22 protein-coding genes are annotated in these 13,099 nt (G+C 32.2%); all 22 read left to right on the top strand.

Annotated features, from left to right (window positions below; translation table 11 throughout):
* Positions 1 to 8 precede the first annotated feature (8 nt).
* The 22 genes from rplV (at position 9) to L8X97_RS03945 (ending at position 13,093) form a co-directional block, all read left to right on the top strand.
* Positions 9 to 383 (top strand): 50S ribosomal protein L22, encoded by a 375-nt coding sequence (gene rplV / locus L8X97_RS04050; RefSeq protein ID WP_039617143.1) that lies wholly within the window; start codon positions 9 to 11, stop codon positions 381 to 383.
* Between the two features lies 1 nt (position 384).
* Entirely contained in the window at positions 385 to 1,086 is a 702-nt protein-coding gene (gene rpsC, locus L8X97_RS04045; protein ID WP_039617145.1) for a 30S ribosomal protein S3, read from the top strand.
* Positions 1,087 to 1,088: 2 nt separating this feature from the next.
* Positions 1,089 to 1,514: a 50S ribosomal protein L16 gene (rplP, locus tag L8X97_RS04040; RefSeq protein WP_012660818.1), complete on the top strand. Its 426-nt coding sequence runs from the start codon at positions 1,089 to 1,091 to the stop codon at positions 1,512 to 1,514.
* On the top strand, positions 1,501 to 1,686 hold the full coding sequence (gene rpmC / locus L8X97_RS04035) for a 50S ribosomal protein L29 (protein ID WP_012660819.1): 186 nt from the start codon (positions 1,501 to 1,503) through the stop codon (positions 1,684 to 1,686). The genes rplP and rpmC overlap by 14 nt, the downstream gene beginning before the upstream one ends.
* Positions 1,687 to 1,695: 9 nt before the next feature.
* Positions 1,696 to 1,947, top strand: a complete 252-nt coding sequence (rpsQ, locus tag L8X97_RS04030; RefSeq protein ID WP_039617148.1) for a 30S ribosomal protein S17 — start codon at positions 1,696 to 1,698, stop codon at positions 1,945 to 1,947.
* Complete coding sequence (gene rplN, locus L8X97_RS04025) at positions 1,947 to 2,315, top strand: 50S ribosomal protein L14 (RefSeq protein WP_012660821.1); 369 nt, start codon at positions 1,947 to 1,949, stop codon at positions 2,313 to 2,315. Before rpsQ ends, rplN begins: the two co-directional genes overlap by 1 nt.
* Positions 2,315 to 2,542: a 50S ribosomal protein L24 gene (rplX, locus tag L8X97_RS04020; RefSeq protein ID WP_039664935.1), complete on the top strand. Its 228-nt coding sequence runs from the start codon at positions 2,315 to 2,317 to the stop codon at positions 2,540 to 2,542. The genes rplN and rplX overlap by 1 nt, the downstream gene beginning before the upstream one ends.
* 1 nt (position 2,543) lies before the next feature.
* A complete protein-coding gene (gene rplE / locus L8X97_RS04015) occupies positions 2,544 to 3,089 on the top strand; it encodes a 50S ribosomal protein L5 (RefSeq protein ID WP_133319134.1) in 546 nt (181 codons plus the stop codon).
* Position 3,090: 1 nt separating this feature from the next.
* A complete protein-coding gene (locus L8X97_RS04010; RefSeq protein WP_012660824.1) occupies positions 3,091 to 3,276 on the top strand; it encodes a type Z 30S ribosomal protein S14 in 186 nt (61 codons plus the stop codon).
* A gap of 12 nt (positions 3,277 to 3,288) precedes the next feature.
* Positions 3,289 to 3,684, top strand: coding sequence for a 30S ribosomal protein S8 (gene rpsH / locus L8X97_RS04005; protein WP_039617152.1), 396 nt, complete (start codon positions 3,289 to 3,291; stop codon positions 3,682 to 3,684).
* Between the two features lie 78 nt (positions 3,685 to 3,762).
* On the top strand, positions 3,763 to 4,299 hold the full coding sequence (gene rplF, locus L8X97_RS04000; protein WP_039617154.1) for a 50S ribosomal protein L6: 537 nt from the start codon (positions 3,763 to 3,765) through the stop codon (positions 4,297 to 4,299).
* 9 nt (positions 4,300 to 4,308) lie between these two features.
* Positions 4,309 to 4,665: a 50S ribosomal protein L18 gene (gene rplR, locus L8X97_RS03995; RefSeq protein WP_263662695.1), complete on the top strand. Its 357-nt coding sequence runs from the start codon at positions 4,309 to 4,311 to the stop codon at positions 4,663 to 4,665.
* Positions 4,666 to 4,681: 16 nt separating this feature from the next.
* The gene (gene rpsE, locus L8X97_RS03990) at positions 4,682 to 5,125 is read left to right on the top strand and encodes a 30S ribosomal protein S5 (RefSeq protein ID WP_039617161.1); all 444 of its coding nucleotides are present in this window, start codon (positions 4,682 to 4,684) and stop codon (positions 5,123 to 5,125) included.
* A gap of 3 nt (positions 5,126 to 5,128) precedes the next feature.
* A complete protein-coding gene (rplO, locus tag L8X97_RS03985; protein ID WP_039617163.1) occupies positions 5,129 to 5,521 on the top strand; it encodes a 50S ribosomal protein L15 in 393 nt (130 codons plus the stop codon).
* Entirely contained in the window at positions 5,521 to 6,783 is a 1,263-nt protein-coding gene (secY, locus tag L8X97_RS03980; protein ID WP_263662694.1) for a preprotein translocase subunit SecY, read from the top strand. Before rplO ends, secY begins: the two co-directional genes overlap by 1 nt.
* A gap of 41 nt (positions 6,784 to 6,824) precedes the next feature.
* Positions 6,825 to 7,565: a glutamate racemase gene (gene murI / locus L8X97_RS03975; protein ID WP_133319136.1), complete on the top strand. Its 741-nt coding sequence runs from the start codon at positions 6,825 to 6,827 to the stop codon at positions 7,563 to 7,565.
* Between the two features lie 114 nt (positions 7,566 to 7,679).
* A complete protein-coding gene (locus L8X97_RS03970; RefSeq protein ID WP_263662734.1) occupies positions 7,680 to 8,711 on the top strand; it encodes a type II asparaginase in 1,032 nt (343 codons plus the stop codon).
* A gap of 85 nt (positions 8,712 to 8,796) precedes the next feature.
* Positions 8,797 to 9,444, top strand: coding sequence for a ferritin family protein (locus tag L8X97_RS03965; RefSeq protein ID WP_220567003.1), 648 nt, complete (start codon positions 8,797 to 8,799; stop codon positions 9,442 to 9,444).
* A 54-nt stretch (positions 9,445 to 9,498) separates the two neighbouring features.
* On the top strand, positions 9,499 to 9,972 hold the full coding sequence (locus L8X97_RS03960) for a DNA-deoxyinosine glycosylase (protein ID WP_263662693.1): 474 nt from the start codon (positions 9,499 to 9,501) through the stop codon (positions 9,970 to 9,972).
* Positions 9,972 to 10,523, top strand: coding sequence for a ribonuclease HII (locus L8X97_RS03955; protein ID WP_263662692.1), 552 nt, complete (start codon positions 9,972 to 9,974; stop codon positions 10,521 to 10,523). The genes L8X97_RS03960 and L8X97_RS03955 overlap by 1 nt, the downstream gene beginning before the upstream one ends.
* A 159-nt stretch (positions 10,524 to 10,682) precedes the next feature.
* A complete protein-coding gene (locus L8X97_RS03950) occupies positions 10,683 to 11,711 on the top strand; it encodes a tRNA-dihydrouridine synthase (protein WP_263662691.1) in 1,029 nt (342 codons plus the stop codon).
* 98 nt (positions 11,712 to 11,809) lie between these two features.
* Entirely contained in the window at positions 11,810 to 13,093 is a 1,284-nt protein-coding gene (locus L8X97_RS03945; RefSeq protein ID WP_133319191.1) for an aromatic amino acid transport family protein, read from the top strand.
* Positions 13,094 to 13,099 lie beyond the last annotated feature (6 nt).

Raw genomic sequence — 13,099 nt, 5'->3', positions numbered from 1 at the left:
GGAGATTTATGAGTAGAGCGTTAATTAAATTCATAAGATTATCTCCAACTAAAGCGAGATTGATTGCTAGAGAAGTTCAAGGTATGAATGCAGAGCTTGCATTAGCTAGTTTGAAATTTATGCCAAATAAAGGTGCTAAATTTATAGCAAATGCTATTTCAAGTGCTGTAGCAAATGGCGGATTTGAAGCAAATGAAGTTGTTGTTTCAAGTTGTCGTGTTGATGCTGGTGCGGTTTTAAAAAGATTTAGACCAAGAGCTAGAGGAAGTGCTAGTCGTATTAGAAAGCCAACTTCACACATTTTGGTAGAAGTTAGTAAAGTAGAAGCAAGTGCTGAAAAAACTACAAAAGCTAAAAAAGCATCAGTGAAAAAGGAAAGCTAATATGGGACAAAAAGTAAATCCGATTGGTTTAAGACTAGGAATTAATAGAAATTGGGAATCAAGATGGTTTCCTACAAAAGCTAATTTAGCAGAAAATATTGGTGAAGATTATAAAATCAGAACTTTCTTAAAAAGAAAACTTTATTATGCAGGAATTAGCCAAATTCTTGTAGAAAGAACAGCGAAAAAATTAAGAGTAACTGTTGTAGCTGCAAGACCAGGGATTATTATTGGTAAAAAAGGTAGTGATGTTGATATTTTAAGAAAAGAACTTCAAGATTTAATCAAAAAAGAAGTTAATATCAATATCAAAGAAGAAAGAAAAGCAGGTGCTTCAGCTCAGCTTGCAGCTGAAAGTGTTGCTACTCAACTTGAAAAAAGAATTGCTTTTAGAAGAGCAATGAAAAAAGTAATTCAAGGAGCGCAAAAAGCAGGTGCTAAAGGGATTAAAGTTTCAGTTTCAGGCCGTTTAGGTGGTGCTGAAATGGCAAGAACTGAATGGTACCTAGAAGGTCGTGTTCCACTTCACACTTTAAGAGCAAAAATCGATTATGGTTTTGCAGAAGCACATACTACTTATGGAAATATAGGTATTAAAGTGTGGATCTTCAAAGGTGAAGTTTTACAAAAGGGTGTTCAACCTGAAAAAACCGAAGAAAACGCTCCAGCTAAAAAAACTAGAAGAGCAAGAAGAGGTAAATAATCATGTTAATGCCAAAAAGAACAAAATATCGTAAAATGATGAAAGGGCGTAACAGAGGTTATGCCAACAGAGGGACTGAATTTACTTTTGGTGATTTTGCCCTAAAAGCAACTGAAGCTGGCCGTATCAATTCACGCCAAATCGAAGCAGCTCGTATTGCTTTAACTCGTTTTGTAAAAAGACAAGGTAAAACTTGGATTAGAGTTTTCCCAGATAAACCTCTAACTAAAAAACCTTTAGAAACTCGTATGGGTAAAGGTAAAGGTGCAGTTGAGGAATGGGTAATGAACATTAAACCAGGTCGTATTATTTATGAAATGGCAGGGGTTAATGAAGAAATGGCAAGACAAGCTTTAACTTTAGCGATGCATAAATTGCCATTTAAAACTAAGTTTGTTACAAGAGAGAGCCAAAATGAAATATACTGAGATTAAAGATAAAACAGCAGGTGAGCTTGCAACAATGCTAAAAGAAAAAAAGGTGCTTTTATTTACTTTAAGACAAAAGCTAAAAACAATGCAGCTAACTAATCCTAAAGAGATTAGCGAAGTTAAAAAAGACATCGCTAGAATCAATACTGCAATTAGCGCTTTAAAATAAGGATAGAAAATGGCATTTAAAAGAGAAATTCAAGGCGTTGTTGTTCAAATTGCTGGAGATAAAACAGCAACAATTTTGGTTGAAAGAAAAGTGGTTCACCCAAAATACAGAAAAATCGTAAAACGCTTTAAAAAATATTTAATTCATGATGAAAGAAATGAACTTAAAGTGGGAAATACTGTAGTTGCTATTGAATGTAGACCACTTTCTAAGAGAAAATCATTTCGCTTAAAAACTATAGTATCAGCAGGAGTTGAGTAATGATTCAAAGTTTTACTAGGCTTGCAGTTGCTGATAATAGCGGTGCAAAAGAATTAATGTGTATTAAGGTTTTAGGTGGTAGCAAAAGAAGATACGCTACTGTTGGTGATGTAATCGTTGCATCTGTAAAAAAAGCTCTACCAAATGGTAAAGTTAAAAAAGGTCAAGTAGTAAAAGCAGTTATCGTTAGAACTAAAAAAGAAATTCATAGAGACAATGGTTCTTTAATTCGTTTTGATGAAAATGCGGCAGTTATTCTTGATGCTAAAAGAGAGCCTATCGGAACGCGTATTTTTGGACCAGTAGGTCGTGAAGTAAGATATGGTGGCTTTATGAAAATTGTTTCACTAGCACCGGAGGTGTTGTAATGAAATTAAAAATTAAAAAGAATGATATGGTAAAAGTTATCGCAGGCGATGACAAAGGCAAAACAGGTAAAGTTTTAGCAGTATTTCCTAAAACAAATAAAGTAATTGTTGAGGGTTGTAAAATCGCTAAAAAAGCTGTTAAGCCAAGTGATAAAAATCCAAACGGTGGTTTTGTCAATAAAGAAATGCCAATGGATATTTCAAATGTAGCAAAGGCAGGAGAATAAGATGATGAGATTGAAAGAAAAATATACTCAAAATATCAAACCTGCTTTAGTTAAAGAATTTGATATTAAAAATCCTATGCTTGTTCCTTTTATTGAAAAAGTTGTAATCAGTGTAGGTGCTGGGGAATTAGCAAAAGATCAAAAAGTATTACAAAATGTTGCAGATACTATTTCATTGATCGCTGGGCAAAAAGCAGTTATCACAAAAGCTAAAAAATCAGTTGCTGGTTTTAAAGTAAGAGAAGGCTTCCCAGTAGGTGTAATGGTAACATTAAGAAAAGACAATATGTATGCTTTCTTAGATAAGCTTATTACTATAGCTCTTCCTCGTGTTAAAGACTTTAGAGGTCTTCCAAGAGATGGTTTTGATGGAAGAGGAAACTATAACTTTGGTTTAGATGAGCAGTTAATGTTCCCAGAAGTTGAATATGATAAAATCTTAAGAACTCATGGTATGAACATTTCTATCGTTACAACAGCAAAATCAGATAAAGAGGCACAAAAATTATTAGAATTATTTGGCGTGCCATTTGCAAAAGGAAAGTAATATGGCTAAAAAATCAATGATTGCAAAAGCTGCCCGCAAACCTAAATTTAGCGTTAGAGGGTATACTAGATGCCAAATTTGTGGAAGACCACATTCAGTTTATAGAGATTTTGGAATTTGCAGAGTTTGCTTAAGAAAAATGGCAAATGAAGGTTTAATTCCTGGTCTTAAAAAAGCAAGTTGGTAAGAGGAAAGAACCATGATAAATGATTTAATTTCAGATTCACTAACAAGAATTAGAAATGCAGGGATGAGAAGATTAGAGACTACTCAACTTTTGCATTCTAAAGTTATCGAAGCTTTACTTGGAATTTTCCAAGCTAAAGGCTATATTGAAAGCTTTAATGTTATTGAAGAGGATAAAAAGAAATTCATCAATGTAGTTTTAAAATATGATGAAAAAGGTAAAAGCGTAATTAACGAAGTTAAGCGTATTTCTAAACCTGGTCGTCGTGTTTATAAAGGCAAAGATGAGATTAAAAGATTTAAAAACGGTTATGGTACTATCGTAGTAAGCACTTCAAAAGGTGTTTTAGCTAACGACGAAGCTTATAAAGCAGGCGTTGGCGGCGAAGTTTTATGTACTATTTGGTAAGAGTTTCTACTTTTTATGGTATTCGGTATCCATTCTTATAAAGTAGTCATATCGTAGACAAGTAAAAAGGAAAAATGAATGTCTCGTATAGGTAAACAACCAGTTGCTATTCCAAGTGGAGTAGAAGTAAAATTAGAAGGTAACTTGCTAAAATTCAAAAAAGGAAATTTAGCAAAAGAGCTTGATACAAAAGCAAATGTTAATGTTGAGATTAAAGAAGGACAAATTCTTTTCTCTCCTAAAGGTGAAGATAGACAAAGTAGAGCTTATTGGGGAACTTATAGAGCTTTAGCTCAAAACATCATTATCGGTTTAACTGATGGCTTTAGCAAAACTTTAGAAATCAACGGTGTTGGTTATAAAGCTGCGTTAAAAGGTAAAGTTCTTGAACTTGCTTTAGGTTTTTCTCATCCTATCAACTATGCTATTCCAGAAGGCATAGAAATTACCGTTGATAAAAACAATGTTATTATTAAAGGTAGCGATAAACAAGTGGTAGGTCAAGTTGCTGCTCAAATTCGTGAATTTAGACCACCTGAGCCTTACAAAGGAAAAGGTGTTAAATATTCAGATGAGCGTATTATCCGCAAAGCTGGTAAGACATCTAAGAAGTAAGGATAGAATATGAGAGCAAATGTATTAAAAAGAAAAATATCTTTAAGAATTAAAAGAAAAAAAAGAATTAGAGCAAAAATTTCAGGAACACAAGCTCTTCCAAGAGTTTCTGTTTTTAAATCAAACAGAACTTTATATATCCAAGCTATCGATGATGCTAAAGCAGTAACTTTAGCAGCAGTAGATGGAAGAAAAATTGGTGTTAAAGCAAATAAAGAAGGTGCTAAAAAAATAGCAGCTGAATTTGCAAAAGTTTTAAAAGCTAAAAACATAGAAGAAGCAGTGTTTGATAGAAATGGTTATTTATACCATGGTGTTATTGCAGCATTAGCTGAAGCACTAAGAGAAAACGGAATCAAACTATAACCCAAAAGGAAGATCGATGGAAAAATATAATAGAGAAGAATTTGAAGAAGTAATCGTCGATATCGGCAGGGTTACTAAGGTTGTTAAAGGTGGTAGAAGATTTAGATTTACTGCTTTAGTTATCGTTGGAAATAGAAAAGGTTTAGTTGGTGTGGGCTATGGAAAAGCTAAAGAAGTTCCAGATGCTATCAGAAAAGCAGTTGATGATGCTTTTAAAAACATTGTTGAAGTTAAAACAAAAGGTTCAACTATCCCTCATGATGTAGAAGTAAAATACAACGCAAGTAGAATCTTACTTAAACCAGCAAGTGAAGGTACAGGGGTTATTGCAGGTGGTTCAACACGTCCTATCGTGGAACTTGCAGGTATTAAAGACATTTTAACTAAGTCTTTAGGTTCAAATAATTCAGCAAATGTTGTGCGTGCTACTATCAAAGCACTTACAATGCTTAAAGGATAATCAATGAATTTAACAAAAGCACCAGGTTCAACACATAAAACCAAAAGAATAGGCCGTGGTCAAGGTAGTGGTATGGGAAAAACTTCTACTAAAGGTGGAAAAGGCCAAACTGCTAGAAAAGGTTATAACGAAAAAAGAGGTTTTGAAGGGGGTCAACAACCACTTCAAAGACGCTTACCAAAAGTAGGTTTTACTTCTAAATTTGAAAAACCTTATGTGATTAATGTTGAAAAAATCACAGCAATCAAAGAGCTTAGCGAAATTACATTTGAAACAATCAATAGCATTCATAAGCTTTCAAAAAATGTAAATAAAGTTAAGCTTATTGGAGCAAGTGCTAAAGATCTTGCTAGTAAAATTAAAGACGAGAAGATCACTTTTAGCGGACAAAAATAATGAATAAAGCATTGACAAATAAAATTCTCATAACATTAGCTTTTTTATTTGCTTATAGAATATTAGCTTATGTTCCAGTTCCGGGGGTTAATGTCAGTGTTATCAAGGAATTTTTTGATTCTAATGCATCTAATGCATTAGGCTTGTTTAATATGTTTAGTGGGGGTGCTGCTGAAAGACTTAGCATCATCTCTCTAGGCATTATGCCTTATATTACTGCTTCGATTATTATGGAGCTTTTAGCGGCAACTTTTCCTAACATAGGAAAGATGAAAAAAGAGCGCGATGGTATGCAAAAATATATGCAAATTATCCGTTATGCTACTATAGTTATCACTTTGGTGCAAAGTATAGGTGTTTCTATAGGCTTGCAAAGTCTTCATGGAAAAGCAGGTCAATCAGCTATTATGATTGATATGAATACTTTTATTGCACTTTCTGCTATTTCTATGCTTGCAGGTACCATGCTTTTAATGTGGATAGGTGAGCAAATCACTCAACGCGGTATAGGAAATGGTATTTCTTTGATCATCTTTGGCGGTATTGTTTCTACAATTCCAGGTGCAATTAGTGGAACAGTAAATTTGGTAAATACAGGTGAGATGAATTTCTTGACTATCATTGCTATTTTAGTTGTAATTTTACTTACTATTTGGGCTATTATAGTAGTAGAGCTTGGAGAAAGAAGAATTCCTATTTCTTACTCAAGAAAAGTAATCATGCAAAATCAAAACAAACGCATTATGAATTACATACCTATTAAAATAAATTTAAGTGGAGTAATTCCTCCTATTTTTGCAAGTGCGATTTTGATGTTTCCAAGCACTATTTTGCAAACAAGTACAAATGAGTATGTGTTAAAAATTTATGACTTTTTAAATCCAAATGGATTTTTCTTTCATTTTTTAACATTCTTACTTGTTATTTTCTTTGCGTATTTTTATGCATCAATTGTATTTAATGCAAAAGATATAGCTGAAAATCTTAAAAGACAAGGCGGTTTCATACCAGGTATTAGACCAGGTGAAGGAACTGCAAATTATCTTAATGAAGTAGCATCAAGACTTACCTTGTCAGGTTCTATTTATTTAGGGCTTGTAGCTACATTACCATGGCTTATTGTGAAGTTGTTTGGTGTGCCTTTTTATTTTGGTGGAACTTCTGTTTTGATCGTAGTTCAAGTAGCGCTTGATACAATGAGAAAAATCGAAGCTCAAATTTATATGAATAAATACCAAACCTTAAGTGCAGTAGGCTTATAAGAAAGTAGATTTTCTACTTTCTTCTCTTTTTAAGGATTTTGATGAGACTAGGCGTTTTTGATAGCGGTGTAGGTGGGCTTAGTGTTTTAAAATCTTTACTTCAAGCAAAACTTTTTAAAGAATATATTTACTATGGAGATACCGCAAGGGTACCTTATGGGGTTAAAGATAAAAAAACTATCATTAAATTTTCCCTAGAAGCTTTAGAGTTTTTCAAAGAAAAAAAAGTCGATATGCTTATTATTGCGTGTAATACAGTTAGCGCGCATGCTTTAGAAATTCTAAAAGCAAATGCACCATTTCCGGTTCTTGGAGTTATAGAAGCAGGGGTTTTAGCGGTTAAAAACTCTTTAGAAGATAAAAACTCTAATATATTAGTTATTGCAACACAAGCTACCGTGGATTCTCACGCTTATAAGCAAGCTTTAATCAAAGAAGGTTTTTTAAAAGTGGAAGAAAAAGCAACTGGGCTTTTTGTACCTATGGTTGAAGAAGGGATTTTTCAAGGAGATTTTTTAAAAGCTGCTTTTGAGTATTATTTTAATAAGCTTAAATTTCATCCTAATGCTCTAATCTTAGCATGCACGCATTTTCCTTTAATTGCCCATTCTTTGGAAGAGTATTTTGGCAAAAATACAAAACTTATTCATTCAGGCGAGGCTATAGCTTTGCAATTGCAACAAGAATTTAACTTAACATCAATCCAAGAAGAAGCCAACATTCAATTTTATGCTTCAAGCGATGTGGAAAAACTAAAAAAAATTGCAAATTTATGGCTTTAATTAATGAATATTTACTAAAGTATTTTTTATATTAATAATTTATTTTTATTTAAACATAGTTGCATTATAATTTTTATCATTTCTAATGAAAGGACTAACATGAAAAAAATGTTAATGTGCGCAGCTATGGCACTAAGTTTAGGAGCAGGAATTTTGGAAGCAAAACCAAAAGTTGCAATTTTAGCTACAGGTGGAACTATTGCAGGCTCGATTGATAGTTCGGTAGCTACAACAGGTTATACAGCGGGTGTTTTAGGGGTTGATGCTTTGATTAAAGCAGTGCCTCAAATTCAAGATTTAGCAGTAATTAGCGGGGATCAAATTGCAAATATTGATAGTAAAGATATGACAAATGAAATTTGGCTAAAACTTGCTAAAGAAGTCAATAGGCTTTTAAAATCTGATGTAGATGGAGTTGTGATTACTCATGGTACTGATACCATGGAAGAAACTGCATATTTCCTAAATTTAACCGTAAAAAGTGATAAACCTGTTGTTTTAGTTGGTGCAATGCGCCCATCAACTGCAATTAGTGCAGATGGTCCTAAAAATCTTTACAATGCTGTAGCGTTAGCAGCAGATCCACAAGCAAAAAATAAAGGTGTAATGGTGGCTATGAATGATAGAATTCAAAGCGCTAGAGGCGTTATGAAAACTCATAGTTTAAATGTAAATGCATTTAGTTCACCGGATATGGGTGATATGGGTTATATAGTAGATGGAAAAGCATTCTTCTACAATACTAATACAAAATTACACACTAAAAAATCTCCATTTGATGTTAGCAAGCTAAAAGAATTACCAAAAGTAGATATTCTTTATAGTTATGCAAATGATGGTAGCGGTGTTGCAGCAAAAGCTTTGTTTGAAAATGGAACTAAAGGTATAGTTGTAGCTGGAACAGGTGCTGGCAGTATTCATGATTATCAAAAAGATGTATTAAAAGAATTGCTTAAAAAAGGTCTTAATGTAGCGGTAAGCTCACGCGTAGTAGCTGGTAGAGTTGCAGTAAGTGATGCTGATGCAAAACTTGGTTTTATTGATACAGGTGATATGAGTCCTCAAAAAGCTAGAGTATTATTAATGCTTGCTTTAACTAAAACAAATGATCCTAAGAAAATTCAAGAATATTTCTTAAAATACTAAAATCTTTTAGCACCCAAATGCTACAATAACATTTGGGTGAGTTTTTCAATCAAAATCTTACTTAAATTAATCACAAGGATATTAAATGAGACAATATGAAAGCTATAAATGCCAAAAATGCGGCAATGAAGTAGAAGTGCAAAATGTAGGTGGTGGAAAGCTTAGTTGCTGTGGTCAAGAAATGGAGTGCATTACTAAAGATTTAACAGCCATAAATTTAATGAAAGCTTTCGCAGGTGAATCTATGGCAAGAAACAAATATGATTTATTTGCAGATATTGCTCAAGAAGAAGGTTGGCATGCTATTGCAAAGCATTTTAGAGAAGCTGCAGAAAATGAAAAATGGCATGCAAGAGCTGAATTTAAAGCATACCATGAATTAGTAGATGGTAAAGCTTTGGAAGAAACTGCTAAAAATTTAATCTGTGCAGCAGAGGGTGAAAATTACGAGCATACTACCATGTATCCAAATTTTGCACAAATTGCAGAAGATGAAGGCAAGAAAAACATAGCAAGATTATTTACTGCTATTGGTAAAGTAGAAATTGAGCATGAAAGAGAATATTTAGCACTTAAAAAAATGCTTGAAGAAGAAGATTTCTTTAATTCAGAGGTAGAAGAATTATGGGTTTGTGAAGTTTGTGGGCATATACACCGTGGTAAAAAAGCACCAAATGCCTGTCCTTTGTGTAAAGCTCCAAAAGAATACTTCAAACGAGAATTTTTAGGATAATTTTAAAAATCTTGATAAAAATGATAAAATATTTTATTTTTATCAAGGCCTAATATGCAAATTCTAACTCATCCTTTTGAACCTTTTTTTGATGAAAACTCAGAAGTTTTGATACTAGGTTCTTTTCCATCTATTAAATCAAGAGAAGAAAATTTTTATTATCAACATAGTAAAAATCGTTTTTGGCGTATTTTTGAAATATTATTTGAGTGTGAGTTAAAAACAGTACAAGAGCAAAAGGCTTTTTTAAAAGCAAATCATATAGCACTTTGGGATGTTATAGCAAGTTGTAAGATAAAAAATTCAGATGATAAAACTATTTCTTATGCCAAAGCAAATGATATAAGTATTATTTTAGATAAGGCAAATATAGAAAAAATTTGTGTATTAGGTAAAGTTGCAAGTAAATATTTTGCTAAATTTTATCCTGAACAAGAATTTTTTGAACTTCCTTCAAGCTCACCTGCCAATATAAATTATTCTTTAGAAAATTTAGTAGAAAAATACACTATTATAAAGGAAAAATAATGGCTTTAGTTGGAGTAGATGAGGCTGGGCGCGGGGCTTTAGCTGGAGATATGCACTTGGCAGCTTGTAAGCTTTTAAAAAATATTGATGGTTTAGCTGATTCTAAAAAATTAAGTGCAAAAAAAAGAGAAGAATTATATGAGCAAATTCTTTCTAATTCAAATTTTTTAATCCTTGCTTTTTCACCTTTGCAAATTGATATTTTAGGACTTAGTCAGTGTTTAAATTTGGGCTTAAAGATAATAAAAAAACATTTTAACCAAGATGAGATTTTATATGATGGAAATTTAAATTATGGTGTTTTGGGCATTAATACTATGATTAAAGCTGATATGAAGGTACAAGAGGTTTCAGCGGCTAGTATATTAGCTAAGGTAAGTCGTGATCAGAAAATGTGTTATTTTTCTAAATTATATAATCATTATGATTTTGATAAACACAAAGGTTATGGTACAAAAGCTCATATAGAAAAGATTAAAGTATTTGGTTATTCACCTTTGCATCGCAAAAGTTTTATGTTAAAGTGTTTTGAGAAAAGCTTATTTGATTAGATTGTGTTTTGTAGTTTTAATAATGAAAAAATATAATTAAAAACTATTTTTTTAATAATAATCTATTAAAAATTATAATATTGGTCTAAAATACTCTATGTTTTAAGAAAAATTAATTTTTTTCTATTATAGTAATATAAAAATATTTTAAGGGGTATTATGTCTTTACTTTTAAGTGAGCTAAAGATTGGAAATTTTTATGTAAAAAATCGCATCGTAATGCCTCCTATGGATATGTATGAAACACAAGTTTTAGATGGTAAGATTAATCAATTTCACTTGATACATTATGGAGCTAGAGCTTTGGGTGGTGTTGGGCTTATCATAGTCCAAGCTTGTGCGATTAATGAAAATGCAAAAATTGCTGATAATGATATAGGCCTTTGGGGAGATTTTCAAATTCGAGGACATAAGGAGCTTGTCGATCTTTGTCATCATTTTGGTGCTAAAGTTGCTATCCAACTAAATCATAGTGGTCGTAAAAATTCATGCAAACAAGCTATATCAAAAGCCCCAAGTAATATCGCTTTTAGTGAAAAATTTTCTAAACTTCATGTTTTAAGTAAAGATGAAATTTTACAAATTGAACAAGAATTTATCCAAAGTGCTAAAAGAGCTAAAGAAGCAGGTTATGATGCGATAGAGCTTCATAGTGCTCATGGGTATTTGCTTAGTTCATTTTTATCTCCTTTATCAAATCAAAGAGATGATGAATATGGTGGTAGTTTTGAAAATAGAGCGCGTCTTTTGTGTGATATCATTAAGCGTATAAAAAAAGAAGTTGATATTACTTTATTTGTAAGAATTTCAGCTACAGAGTGGCAAGAGGGTGGTTGGAATTTGGAAGATAGTAAAAAACTTGCCTTGATTTTAGAAAATTTAGGCGTTGATATGTTAGATATTTCAGCAGGAGGAAATATCAACAAACCTTCTTTAGTGCCAAATATAGCACCACTTTATCAAGCTCCTTATGCTAAGGCTTTAAAAGAAGTTGTTAAAATTCCTATATCTTGTGTGGGTCTTATAAATAGTGCTAGCGAAGGTGAGGCTTTGCTTTTGGGTGAGGTGTGTGATTTAGTTTGTTATGGTAGAAAATTATTAAGAAATCCAAATTTTACAAATGAAGCCGCAGTTGCTTTAAATGAAAGGGAAAAAATCACGCCAAACTACTCAAGAGCATATTTGTAAAATAATACAAAAAGTTTTTAGGTAAAAGCTTTTTTTATTATTTTTTACAAGGAGAAAATGTGGATAATCTTAAGTGGAATTCTTTTGATACGCGTTGGATGCTTTCTCTTTTTGGGACTGCAGTTGGTGCGGGGATTTTATTTTTACCTATTAAAGCAGGTGTTGGTGGTTTTTGGCCAGTTGTTGTAATGGCTTTGATTATTTTTCCAATGGTGTATTTAAGCCATAGAGCCTTAAGTCGTTTTGTATGTCAAGCAAATGGTAATGATAAAGATATTACTCATGCGGCTGAAGAGTATTTTGGTAGAAAAGTAAGTATTTTTATTTCTGTGCTTTATTTCTTTGCAATTTTCCCAATTTGTTTAGCATATTGTGTAGGTATAACTAATACTTTTGAGAGTTTTATTTATAATCAATTCTTACCACTTTTAGATCCAAATGGTTCTTTCGCAAACGCAATTAGTGCTATGTATCAAACAAGTGTAAATGAGCAAGGAAAAACTATAGCTAATTTACTTCCTTTTTATAGAGCGCTTTTTGCTTTTGTTTTGGTAAGTATTTTTATGCTTATTATGCTTTTTAGTGAAGAATTAATTACCAAAGTATGTGAGTGGCTTGTATATCCTTTATGTGCTATTTTATTTTTATTTTCTTTATATCTTATCCCGCAATGGTCGTTTGAAAGTTTTAGTGCTATTCCTGGAACAAAAGAATTTATTACTATAGTATGGCTAACTTTACCGGTTTTAGTGTTTTCATTTAATCACTCACCAGCGATTTCTACTTTTTCTTTAAGTGTAAAAAGACAATATCCTGAAAATTCAGTACAAAAAGCAAATCAAGTGTTATTTAGAACTTCTGTAATGTTACTTGCTTTTGTAATGTTTTTTGTGGTATCTTGTGTGCTTTCTTTAACTCCTGCAGAACTTGCTGAAGCTAGAGCACAAAACATACCTGTACTTTCTTATTTTGCTAATAAACTTGATAATCCATTTATTTCTTATGGTGGTCCACTAATCGCATTTTTAGCAATTTCTAGTTCATTCTTTGGGCATTATTTTGGTGCTAGGGAAGGTGCTTATGGTATAGTTAGAAAATGTTGTAAATTAGCAGGTAATGATAATCCGGATTTGAAAAAAATCGCAGTTTATTCAACTTTGGTAATGTATATTGTTATGTTAATTACTGCTTATGTAAATCCAAGTATTTTAGGTTTTATTGAAAGCTTAGGTGGTCCAATCATTGCCGCAATCTTATTTTTAATGCCTATGATTGCAATTTACACTGTATCTAAAATGAAAAAATTCCAAAACAAAGCTTTAGATGCATTTGTATTTATCACAGGTATTTTGACAATCATTACTGTAATTTATACTTTTTAAGGTGTT

The sequence above is a fragment of the Campylobacter sp. CNRCH_2013_0671h genome, assembly GCF_025773055.1.
In the GTDB taxonomy this organism is placed as follows: Bacteria; Campylobacterota; Campylobacteria; order Campylobacterales; family Campylobacteraceae; genus Campylobacter_D; species Campylobacter_D lari_D.
Note: the sequence above shows the minus strand (reverse complement) of the source record. Positions and strands in the feature narration are given on the sequence as shown.

Bases quoted from the DNA above. Each gene is read 5' to 3' on its own strand.
- rplV (WP_039617143.1), top strand. From the start codon at position 9: ATGAGTAGAGCGTTAATTAAATTCATAAGATTATCTCCAACTAAAGCG.
- rpsC (WP_039617145.1), top strand. From the start codon at position 385: ATGGGACAAAAAGTAAATCCGATTGGTTTAAGACTAGGAATTAATAGA.
- rplP (WP_012660818.1), top strand. From the start codon at position 1,089: ATGTTAATGCCAAAAAGAACAAAATATCGTAAAATGATGAAAGGGCGT.
- rpmC (WP_012660819.1), top strand. From the start codon at position 1,501: ATGAAATATACTGAGATTAAAGATAAAACAGCAGGTGAGCTTGCAACA.
- rpsQ (WP_039617148.1), top strand. From the start codon at position 1,696: ATGGCATTTAAAAGAGAAATTCAAGGCGTTGTTGTTCAAATTGCTGGA.
- rplN (WP_012660821.1), top strand. From the start codon at position 1,947: ATGATTCAAAGTTTTACTAGGCTTGCAGTTGCTGATAATAGCGGTGCA.
- rplX (WP_039664935.1), top strand. From the start codon at position 2,315: ATGAAATTAAAAATTAAAAAGAATGATATGGTAAAAGTTATCGCAGGC.
- rplE (WP_133319134.1), top strand. From the start codon at position 2,544: ATGATGAGATTGAAAGAAAAATATACTCAAAATATCAAACCTGCTTTA.
- L8X97_RS04010 (WP_012660824.1), top strand. From the start codon at position 3,091: ATGGCTAAAAAATCAATGATTGCAAAAGCTGCCCGCAAACCTAAATTT.
- rpsH (WP_039617152.1), top strand. From the start codon at position 3,289: ATGATAAATGATTTAATTTCAGATTCACTAACAAGAATTAGAAATGCA.
- rplF (WP_039617154.1), top strand. From the start codon at position 3,763: ATGTCTCGTATAGGTAAACAACCAGTTGCTATTCCAAGTGGAGTAGAA.
- rplR (WP_263662695.1), top strand. From the start codon at position 4,309: ATGAGAGCAAATGTATTAAAAAGAAAAATATCTTTAAGAATTAAAAGA.
- rpsE (WP_039617161.1), top strand. From the start codon at position 4,682: ATGGAAAAATATAATAGAGAAGAATTTGAAGAAGTAATCGTCGATATC.
- rplO (WP_039617163.1), top strand. From the start codon at position 5,129: ATGAATTTAACAAAAGCACCAGGTTCAACACATAAAACCAAAAGAATA.
- secY (WP_263662694.1), top strand. From the start codon at position 5,521: ATGAATAAAGCATTGACAAATAAAATTCTCATAACATTAGCTTTTTTA.
- murI (WP_133319136.1), top strand. From the start codon at position 6,825: ATGAGACTAGGCGTTTTTGATAGCGGTGTAGGTGGGCTTAGTGTTTTA.
- L8X97_RS03970 (WP_263662734.1), top strand. From the start codon at position 7,680: ATGTGCGCAGCTATGGCACTAAGTTTAGGAGCAGGAATTTTGGAAGCA.
- L8X97_RS03965 (WP_220567003.1), top strand. From the start codon at position 8,797: ATGAGACAATATGAAAGCTATAAATGCCAAAAATGCGGCAATGAAGTA.
- L8X97_RS03960 (WP_263662693.1), top strand. From the start codon at position 9,499: ATGCAAATTCTAACTCATCCTTTTGAACCTTTTTTTGATGAAAACTCA.
- L8X97_RS03955 (WP_263662692.1), top strand. From the start codon at position 9,972: ATGGCTTTAGTTGGAGTAGATGAGGCTGGGCGCGGGGCTTTAGCTGGA.
- L8X97_RS03950 (WP_263662691.1), top strand. From the start codon at position 10,683: ATGTCTTTACTTTTAAGTGAGCTAAAGATTGGAAATTTTTATGTAAAA.
- L8X97_RS03945 (WP_133319191.1), top strand. From the start codon at position 11,810: ATGCTTTCTCTTTTTGGGACTGCAGTTGGTGCGGGGATTTTATTTTTA.